We start from the raw sequence: 9192 nt of genomic DNA, 5'->3' as shown, positions 1-9192 counted from the left end.
AGTGAATTTATTTATTATGTTTATTTCTTTATAAAGTATAATTTAATTACCTTGTAAAGGTAATTAAATTATTTGTTCAATATAAATAAAATCATCAGATAAATATCATGTGGAATGGATGCAAGAAAAAAGAACTTATTGTATTTATCTTTTTTATCAATGACATGGGTTTTTTCGGCTTGCTGACAGATTTTGAATATAAATATCGATATGCGTTCTTCTCAATGATATTTGCGCCTAAATCAGGGATATGTGCATCATGTTACGGCTCCACTAACACACACATCCCATCACTAAAATCAGCCAACCAAATCGACTTGCTGATTGTCAATCAAGCGTACTTGTCCTAACCAGGCTGCCATTAGGATCACGGCTTTTTTACTTTGCGACGTCAGAGGTGCCAAGTTTTCTGCATCACGGATAAATAACTCATCCGGCATAAAGCCTTCTTCACGCAAATGTGTCGATGCCAGTTCGAGCAACGGTTCGGTCGCTTGTTCTCCATGCGTCAGCTTTTCTGCAATACACCGCATGATCTGATGCAATACCGGAGCAATTTTTTTCTCTTCAGCCGATAAGAGATTATTGCGGGAACTCAGTGCCAACCCACTTTTTTCACGGACGGTGGGGACGGAAACCAAAGTAATATCGTAAGCCATATCAGCAATCATCTGGCGGATAATCTGCACTTGCTGGAAATCTTTTTCTCCGAAATAAACGAGATCGGGCTGAATCAGATTGAACAGTTTGCTGACAACGGTGGTGACACCACGGAAATGCCCCGGGCGGTTGGCACCTTCAAGCAGATAAGAAAGCTCTGGTACTTCGACGAAAGTCTGGCTGCTGTCAGAGCCATTCGGATACATTTCATTTGCGTTGGGAGCAAAGACCAGTTCGACCTTGCGATGGCTCAGTTTTTCGCAGTCTTCCTGTAGGGTTCGTGGATAATTGACCAAATCATCTTCATGCTCAAACTGCATGGGATTGACAAAAATACTGACGATAACTACGTCAGCCTGTGCTTTGGCGGTGTCTACCAATGACATATGGCCATCATGCAGATTACCCATAGTTGGCACGAAGGCAATACGTTTGCCTGCCTGATGCCAGCGGCGGATTTCACGGCGTAAAATGGGGATCGTTTCTATAATCAGCATTGTTCTACTCCTTTAATTGGCCATCATGCCGGGGAATAATTATTTGAATGAGTGTGCTTGGCCGGGATAAGTACCACTTTCTACCTGCTCGATATACAGGCGGATGGCATCCCGTATGTTGCCGGTTTCTTTGAGGAAATCTTTGGCAAATTTAGGTGGTCTGGCGGTGATGCCTAAGGCATCGTGCATGACCAGAATCTGACCGTCAGTGAGGTTGCCCGCGCCAATGCCAATGACTGGAATTTCCAGCGCTTCGCTCACTCGCTGTCCCAATGCTGTCGGTACACACTCCAGCACCAGTAGTTGCATACCTGCCTTTTCCAAAGCCATCGCATCGTCAAGCAATTGTTGGGCGGAGGTTTCATCACGACCCTGCACTTTATAGCCACCGAAAATATTGACCGACTGCGGCGTCAGCCCCAAATGACCACACACTGGCACGGCACGTTCGGTCAGCATGTTGACCGTCTCACACAGCCAGCTTCCGCCTTCAATTTTTATCATGTTAGCCCCGGAACGCATCAATGTCGCAGCACTGCTAAAACTCTGCTCTGGAGTGGCGTAACTCATGAAAGGCATGTCTGAGATCAGGAAAGAGTGGGGGGCACCAGCACGGACGCAGCGGGTGTGGTAAGCAATATCTTCAACCGTGACAGGTAAGGTCGAGTCAAATCCTTGTAAAGTCATGCCGAGTGAATCGCCGATAAGCATGACGTTGATGCCTTGTTCGGCAAAAAGGTGGGCAAAACTGGCATCGTAAGCTGTGATTGTAGCGAACTTGCGCTTCTCTTTTTTTAACTGACTCAGATCAGTCAGGGTTGTTGGTTTCATTGTTATCTCCTGAATAGTTAGGGCCTGTCCCATTGAGCATCACTTTTGAACCTCAATGGGACAGGCCCTGATTATCCAAAAATCGGCCACGGCTGTATGAGATATTGAATAACTTTTCCTTCATAAAACGGCTGTGTTACAACGATAAATTCTGCTATCCGTGCTACAACCAAAACGTCAGGCCATTTTCTGGAACATGTTTTAATCGTGCTGCCAGTGTTTCTCCATCTGGGAATACAAGATCCGGCGCAATTTCTGCAAGCGGATAAAGCATAAACTCGCGCTGTTTTAAGCCGTAATGGGGAACGGTCAGGCGTTCAGTCTTAATAATGCAATCGCCAAACAGCATGATATCCAGATCGAGTGTTCTCGGCCCCCAGCGCTCATCTTTGCGGATACGCCCTTGTGCCAGCTCAATGGCTTGAGTGTGATCGAGCAACGCTTCTGGTTGCAGCTTGGTTTCCAGTGCAACAGCAAGGTTGAGGTAATCTGGCTGATCTTGTGGCCCCATCGGTTTGCTGCGATAAAAAGAGGATCGCATAACAAAGCTTGTGTCAGGGATCACATGCAGGGCAGCAAGTGCACTATCGACTTGCTGCAAGGGATCAGCCAGATTACTGCCAATGGCGATGTAAACCCGTGCCATGTCAACCGTTGTCCTTGAACTGACGAGGCCGGCTGCTACGGCGGGGACGTGTTCTGCGACGAACGGGGTCGGTGCCCAGTTCTGATATCATGCCACGCTGTTGAGGTGCTGTCGCCTGTTGGAATTCTGACCACCACAGTACCAGCTCTTTCAGTTCATGCCGTGGTTCGACGCTGGCGCGTAGTTCCAATAAATCATACGCAGCGCGGAACTTCGGATGCTCCATCAGCTTATTCGCGCGTTTTCCCTGACGGCGTGGCAGACGAAGCTGCAATAACCAAATGTCACGCATGGTCGTGGTATGGCGCTTCGGAATGGCAATAGAACCGCACTGCTCATCAAGAATGTCATTCATCGCGAGAGCAAAGGCATCGTAATACGGTAAACCACCTTCCTGAGACAGTTTCTCTGCATGTTCAATCAACGGATACCACAACATGGCCGCGAATAAGAAGGCCGGATTGACACGTTTGTCGTTCTGGAGCCGATAATCGGTATTTTTCAGCACCTGTTCCAGCAGTTTTTCCAGCGGTGAGTCACTGTTTGGAGTGAAACCGCGCTGCATCATCGGGAATAGCAGTTGGAACAGATTGTACTCGCGCAGCAGTTTATAGGTGCTGTAACCATGCCCCGACTGTAATAGTTTCAGGGATTCTTCGAACAGGCGTGCGGAGGGAATATCCTTCAACAGAAAGGCAAGCTGCGGGATCGGTTCGGCAGTGGTTTTCTCGATGGTCATGTCAAGTTTGCTGGCAAAACGGACTGCGCGCAGCATACGGACAGGATCTTCACGGTAACGGGTTTCCGGATCACCTATCAGGCGAATGATCCCTGCTTGCAGGTCAGCCATTCCGCCGACGTAATCCCGCAAGGCGAAATCTTCAATGCCATAATAGAGGCTATTGATGGTGAAATCGCGGCGAACGGCATCTTCTTCGACCGAACCGAAGATATTATCGCGCAGTAACATTCCGCTTTGTGCTTTTTGTGACTGATTCCGGTCATTGGATTCAACTTGCTCGTGTGACCCACGGAAAGTGGCGACTTCAATCACATCTGGCCCAAACATAATATGGGCAAGGCGGAAACGGCGACCCACAAGCCGACAGTTACGGAAGAGTTTGCGTACCTGTTCTGGTGTGGCATTCGTTGCGATGTCGAAATCTTTGGGTTTTTTGTGCAGCAATAAATCACGAACACCACCACCGACCAGATAGGCTTGAAAACCTGATTTATTCAGGCGATACAAAACCTTCAGGGCATTGTCACTGATGTCTTTACGCGAAATTGGGTGCTGATCCCGAGGGAGCACCGTGATCGGGGGGTCCGAAGGCTTGCCCTTTGCGGGTTTTTTCTTCATTGTGGCGTTATCAGCATTTGATGAAGATGAGTGATGTTCTCTGCGATGTTTAGGCAGAGGGCTGCTCTCTATTTGAGCAGAATGGTCAGATACGGTGACTGGCCTTTCACTGGCTGCCTGTGTGTCGCGTTTTGTTTTGTTTTCGCGGATCATCAAATTACGGCAGAAAGTTGCTACTCGGTTAAAAATGGTACACCTCGATAGTGACTAAGTAATATTAAAGCAAAAAAACAGCCGCTAATCATAACTTACTGGGCATTCTTTGAGAATGCTTGCAGAGTCAATAGAAACACTTTATTTGAATTGGCGATAGGTTATGTTTTTCTGCGGAACAGGGTTTATATTCCAACCGACGATAGCTTGCCGCAGCACCTGATCTGTCGTGAGATCTTGCCAGCCTGCAATGGTGGGTTGGTTTAAAAATGATAACGCATCAATAAGCAATGGCCGTGGATCATCCAGTGGGATCGGCTGGGCATGGTTTTGCTTAGAGAGCTTATTTCCCTCTTGATTGAGAACGAGGGGTAAATGCACATAATCTGGGATCGCAAAATTCAGGTACTGGTACAGTGATAGCTGGCGAACCGTGGGTTCAATCAAATCCGCTCCTCTGACAATTTCAGTCACGCCTTGATGGTTATCATCAACAACAACGACGAGATTATAAGCGAATAAACCGTCTTTGCGATAAATGGTGAAGTCTTCTTCCGCCATTTTAGCAGGAACAGTGATGTAACCCTGCAATTTATCGTCAAACCCATAAATTGGATGGCGTTGTTTCAAGCGAACAGCGGCATTGTCAGCAGGTAAATATAAATGCCGGCAATGATCGTCATAAAACCCGCCTAATTGTTGAATGCGCTGGCGGGTACAGGTGCAGTAATAGCTGCTTCCCTGTTGTTGCAACTGAGCGAGTATTGCACGATAGGCTTCATGGCGCTGGGATTGATACAGCACCTCGCCATCCCAGCAAAGACCATAATGCTCAAGGGATTGCAATATCCGGCTGGCGGCTCCGGGAACTTCTCTTGGGGGATCGATGTCATCAATGCGCATCAGCCATTTGCCATGGCAGGCATGTGCCTGTAGGTAACTGCCCAGTGCAGTTACTAGGGAACCGAAGTGGAGATCCCCGGAAGGGGACGGAGCGAAACGCCCGATATATAATGCGGAATGTTCAGATTGAGTCATATCAGGATAAATATAAGGGAGCATACGGCGCCATTCAGCGCCGTACTCAGCCCTACCGGTCAGCCAGCCATTTGCTTTTCGCGAATTTCGGCCAACGTTTTACAGTCAATGCATAAGTCAGCTGTCGGGCGAGCTTCTAAACGGCGGATGCCGATTTCAACCCCACAGGATTCACAATAGCCGAAATCGTCATCTTCGACTTTTTTCAGCGTTTTTTCGATCTTTTTGATCAACTTACGTTCACGATCCCGATTACGTAGTTCAAGACTGAATTCTTCTTCTTGCGCCGCACGGTCAACTGGATCAGGGAAGTTCGCTGCCTCATCTTGCATATGAGATACAGTACGGTCTACTTCATCCCTGAGTTGATTGCGCCATGCTTCCAGAATCAGCTTGAAATGCGTTAACTGGGCATCGTTCATGTATTCTTCGCCTGGCTTTTCTTGGTAAGCTTCTACCCCAGCGATGGCGAGAATGCTCAAGGACGAGGTTTTGCGTTTTTGCCCTTCTTGCATAATGCTTCTCCTTACACACGCACTATCAAACGACCCCCCCAACAATGGGGGGAAAAAAATAGGCCGCTATAAATAGCAGATGACTGCGAGGTTGGCAATTGTTCCTGCCATTAGTTTTGCAATGGTGTGAAGGCTACCGTGTTTACTGCCTAAATATGTTGCAAAACTTGCCTCATCAGTATGTTCTGTTTACAAATTATCCTATTGATACAAAAGGTAATTTGTGACTTAGAACCATCCTGTCTTTTGTCATGCTGGCCCCGTAACAGATTACTTCGACCCCTGAATTGCATGCTTGTTCCAAAAGACATGCATAATCATGGTCAATATGTTTTGCTGCCGCAACCTGACTAATCCCAGAATGTAAAACAGCAAAGAACAGAACAGCACGCTGCCCCTGTTGTGCTATCAATGATAGCTCACGTAAATGTTTTTGCCCTCGAATTGTCACTGTGTCCGGAAAATAGCCCTTATTTTCCTGCAACAATGTCACCGATTTGACTTCAATATAGCAGTTAACTCTCTGTTTTGACTGTAACAATAAATCTATCCGACTCTTCTCTTTTCCATAGACCACTTCACGGCGGATTTGCTCATAGTCAGATAATTCTGAAATTGCATTTTTTTCAATGGATTGATAGACCAATTCGTTGGCTCTGAGTGTATTGACACAAATCAAATGCCCGTTCTGGGTCTGAGTCAGTTCCCAGCTATTCGGATATTTACGTTTGGGATTGTCTGATGTGGAATACCACACGGTATCTCCCGGCATCGCGCATCCTGTCATTGCTCCGGTATTAGCACAGTGTATGGTCAGCGTTTCGCCTTCCGGGGTGAGGACATCGGCAAGAAAGCGCTTATAGCGACGGATTAGGGTCGCTGACTTCAGGGGAGGCGAAAATTCCATAAATTTTCCTTCATCGCTAATGGTCGGCAAGATCAATGAACTGAAATTAAAGTAGCCAATGCTACAATGACGCCCATTGAAAGTTAATGGTTAGGGTGATCCTTTGTTATTACCAATTTATGATGTTTTGGACTCTGTTATAACTAAGTTGAAAACGTCGAAACAGGTATTGTTGCATGCACCCACAGGGGCCGGGAAATCGACCGGATTGCCATTGGCGATCCTGAATAAAGCTCAACTGACAGGGCGCATTATTATGCTGGAACCTCGGCGCCTTGCAACGCGCAGTGTAGCAGAGCGTCTTGCCGAACAATTGAATGAGCCTGTTGGCGTAACGGTAGGTTATCGGATGAGGGCGGAAACCAAAGTCAGTGCCTCTACACGCCTTGAAGTTGTCACTGAGGGTATTTTGACCCGAATGCTACAACAAGATCCTGAATTAAGCGATGTTTCTCTGGTTATTCTCGATGAATTCCATGAGCGGAGTTTACAGGCCGATCTCGCGTTGGCGTTGTTGCTGGATGTACAGGAAGGTCTGCGTGAAGATCTGCGTATTCTGGTGATGTCCGCGACGCTGGACAATCAGCGTCTTTCTTCTTTATTACCTGATGCGCCCGTGATTGTTTCAGAAGGTCGTAGCTATCCGGTAGCACGATCGTATCATCCGCTGCCGATTCATCAGCATTTTGAACAATCAGTGGCTTCGGCAGTGTTGCGTTTATTACAGCAGGAAACGGGATCATTGTTACTGTTTCTGCCCGGTGTGGGTGAAATCCAGCGTGTGTTGGCGCAACTTGAACAAAAAATCAATGACGATACTTTATTGTGTCCACTGTACGGTGCGTTGTCGTTATCCGATCAACGGAAGGCGATAGCTCCCGCGCCAGCAGGAATGCGCAAAGTCGTGCTGGCCACCAATATTGCGGAAACCAGTCTGACGATTGAAGGTATCCGGTTGGTGGTGGATAGCGGCCTTGAACGTACCAGCCGCTTTGAGCCGAAGAGTGGCCTGACCCGATTGATGACCCAACGCATCAGCCAAGCGTCAATGGTACAACGGGCTGGGCGGGCAGGAAGGCTGGAAGAAGGTGTCTGCTGGCATTTATTCAGTCGCGAGCAGGCGGAACGCGCTACGGAATACAGTGAGCCGGAAATTCTGCATTCAGATCTGAGCAGCCTGCTACTTTCATTATTACAGTGGGGATGTCGTGACAGTAATCAGTTGAACTGGCTGGACAATCCACCACAGCCCGCACTTGCAGTGGCTCAATCGCTGCTGCTGCGATTGGGGGCGCTGGATGATAATCAGCAATTGACTGCCCGTGGCTGGCAAATGGCGGAGGCGGGTAGTGAACCGCGTCTGGCGGCCATGTTGTGCGCAGGCAAAGAGCGGAGTGATGAGGCGCTGGCAACGGCAGCAAAACTGGTAGCGATCTTGGAAGAACCTCCCCGCAGTGGGCTGCCGGATCTCACTCATTGGATAAATTCAAACCAACCTCATTGGCAGCAGCGCGCCAATCAGCTTATCAGGAATCTTGCGAGCAAGACTGCAAAAATAGGATCTAAAAAAATCAGCACAGAAAAGATGAATGCTGCGCTTGTACCTGAACTATTAGTACAGGGATTTCCTGATCGGATTGCTAAAAACCGTGATAATCTTGGCCGTTTTCAGTTAGCCAATGGTTTGGGTGTAGCACTGGAACATGACGATCCGTTGTCGGGAGAGCAGTGGCTGATAGCGCCTACATTGCAGCAAAACAGTAAAAACCCCGATGCCAGAGTCTTGCTCGCTTGCCCGCTGAACATCGAACACACTATTCATCAATATCCGAGCCTGTTTACAGAACAGGCAGCCGTGGAGTGGGATAATAATAAAGGCACTCTGCGAGCATGGAAACGTCTGCAATGCGGGCGTTTGACTGTCAGAGCGCAGCTTTTAGCAAAACCTTCTCAGGCGGAATTACAGGAAGCCCTGCTGAACTGGGTTCGGCAGGAAGGGTTGGCGGCGTTGAATTGGTCGCCGGAAGCATTGCAGTTGCGCATCCGGCTGCAAAGGGCAACAGAATGGCTATCTGAAATTGAGTGGCCTGCGGTGGATGATGACAGTCTGCTGGATTCCCTCGAGCAGTGGCTTCTGCCTATGTTGGAGGGAGTGGGGGATTTGAAGGGATTACGCCAGATTGAGCTGTCGTGTGCTCTTCTGGCTCTGCTTGATTGGCAGCAACGGCAAATACTGGATAATGAATTGCCTACTAATTACACTGTGCCGACCGGGAGTAGGATTACCATCCAATATTTCCACGATAAACCGCCTGTGCTGTCAGTCAGAATGCAAGAAATGTATGGAGAGCAGCAAAATCCAGTACTGGCGAAGGGGCGGGTTCCTGTGGTCGTTGAACTGTTATCTCCGGCGCATCGTCCATTACAGATTACGCAAGATCTCGCTGCATTCTGGCAGGGGGCTTATCGTGAGGTGCAAAAAGAGATGAAGGGACGTTATCCCAAACATTTATGGCCAGATGATCCGGCCAACACAGCGCCGACGAGGCGTGTGAAAAAATATATGTGACTGGTTTGATGCAGTC

8 protein-coding genes are annotated in these 9192 nt (G+C 48.2%); 1 reads left to right on the top strand and 7 read right to left on the bottom strand.

Annotated features, from left to right (window positions below; genetic code table 11):
- Positions 1-299: 299 nt before the first annotated feature.
- The 7 genes from panC to sfsA form a co-directional block, all read right to left on the bottom strand.
- Entirely contained in the window at positions 300-1157 is an 858-nt protein-coding gene (panC, locus tag PSI22_RS07460; RefSeq protein ID WP_273579215.1) for a pantoate--beta-alanine ligase, read from the bottom strand.
- A 39-nt stretch (positions 1158-1196) separates the two neighbouring features.
- Entirely contained in the window at positions 1197-1988 is a 792-nt protein-coding gene (gene panB, locus PSI22_RS07455) for a 3-methyl-2-oxobutanoate hydroxymethyltransferase (RefSeq protein ID WP_273579214.1), read from the bottom strand.
- Between the two features lie 163 nt (positions 1989-2151).
- The gene (gene folK / locus PSI22_RS07450) at positions 2152-2634 is read right to left on the bottom strand and encodes a 2-amino-4-hydroxy-6-hydroxymethyldihydropteridine diphosphokinase (protein ID WP_273579213.1); all 483 of its coding nucleotides are present in this window, start codon (positions 2632-2634) and stop codon (positions 2152-2154) included.
- 1 nt (position 2635) lies between these two features.
- Entirely contained in the window at positions 2636-3994 is a 1359-nt protein-coding gene (gene pcnB / locus PSI22_RS07445) for a polynucleotide adenylyltransferase PcnB (protein ID WP_273579218.1), read from the bottom strand.
- Positions 3995-4288: 294 nt separating this feature from the next.
- Positions 4289-5209, bottom strand: coding sequence for a tRNA glutamyl-Q(34) synthetase GluQRS (gene gluQRS / locus PSI22_RS07440; RefSeq protein WP_273579212.1), 921 nt, complete (start codon positions 5207-5209; stop codon positions 4289-4291).
- 35 nt (positions 5210-5244) lie between these two features.
- Positions 5245-5700: an RNA polymerase-binding protein DksA gene (dksA, locus tag PSI22_RS07435; protein ID WP_012989999.1), complete on the bottom strand. Its 456-nt coding sequence runs from the start codon at positions 5698-5700 to the stop codon at positions 5245-5247.
- Positions 5701-5896: 196 nt separating this feature from the next.
- Positions 5897-6607 carry a DNA/RNA nuclease SfsA gene (gene sfsA / locus PSI22_RS07430; protein WP_038187857.1) on the bottom strand — a complete coding sequence of 237 codons (711 nt, stop codon included), beginning with the start codon at positions 6605-6607 and terminating at the stop codon, positions 5897-5899.
- Between the two features lie 103 nt (positions 6608-6710).
- Here sfsA and hrpB point away from each other — a divergent pair, with 103 nt between their 5' ends.
- On the top strand, positions 6711-9176 hold the full coding sequence (hrpB, locus tag PSI22_RS07425; RefSeq protein ID WP_273579211.1) for an ATP-dependent helicase HrpB: 2466 nt from the start codon (positions 6711-6713) through the stop codon (positions 9174-9176).
- Positions 9177-9192 lie beyond the last annotated feature (16 nt).

This window comes from Xenorhabdus aichiensis (assembly GCF_028598775.1).
GTDB classification, from domain to species: domain Bacteria; phylum Pseudomonadota; class Gammaproteobacteria; order Enterobacterales; family Enterobacteriaceae; genus Xenorhabdus; species Xenorhabdus bovienii.
This window is presented reverse-complemented; position numbering and strand designations above follow the sequence as displayed.

Bases quoted from the DNA above. Each gene is read 5' to 3' on its own strand.
- folK (WP_273579213.1), bottom strand. From the start codon at position 2,634: ATGGCACGGGTTTACATCGCCATTGGCAGTAATCTGGCTGATCCCTTG.
- panC (WP_273579215.1), bottom strand. From the start codon at position 1,157: ATGCTGATTATAGAAACGATCCCCATTTTACGCCGTGAAATCCGCCGC.
- gluQRS (WP_273579212.1), bottom strand. From the start codon at position 5,209: ATGCTCCCTTATATTTATCCTGATATGACTCAATCTGAACATTCCGCA.
- panB (WP_273579214.1), bottom strand. From the start codon at position 1,988: ATGAAACCAACAACCCTGACTGATCTGAGTCAGTTAAAAAAAGAGAAG.
- dksA (WP_012989999.1), bottom strand. From the start codon at position 5,700: ATGCAAGAAGGGCAAAAACGCAAAACCTCGTCCTTGAGCATTCTCGCC.
- pcnB (WP_273579218.1), bottom strand. From the start codon at position 3,994: ATGAAGAAAAAACCCGCAAAGGGCAAGCCTTCGGACCCCCCGATCACG.
- sfsA (WP_038187857.1), bottom strand. From the start codon at position 6,607: ATGGAATTTTCGCCTCCCCTGAAGTCAGCGACCCTAATCCGTCGCTAT.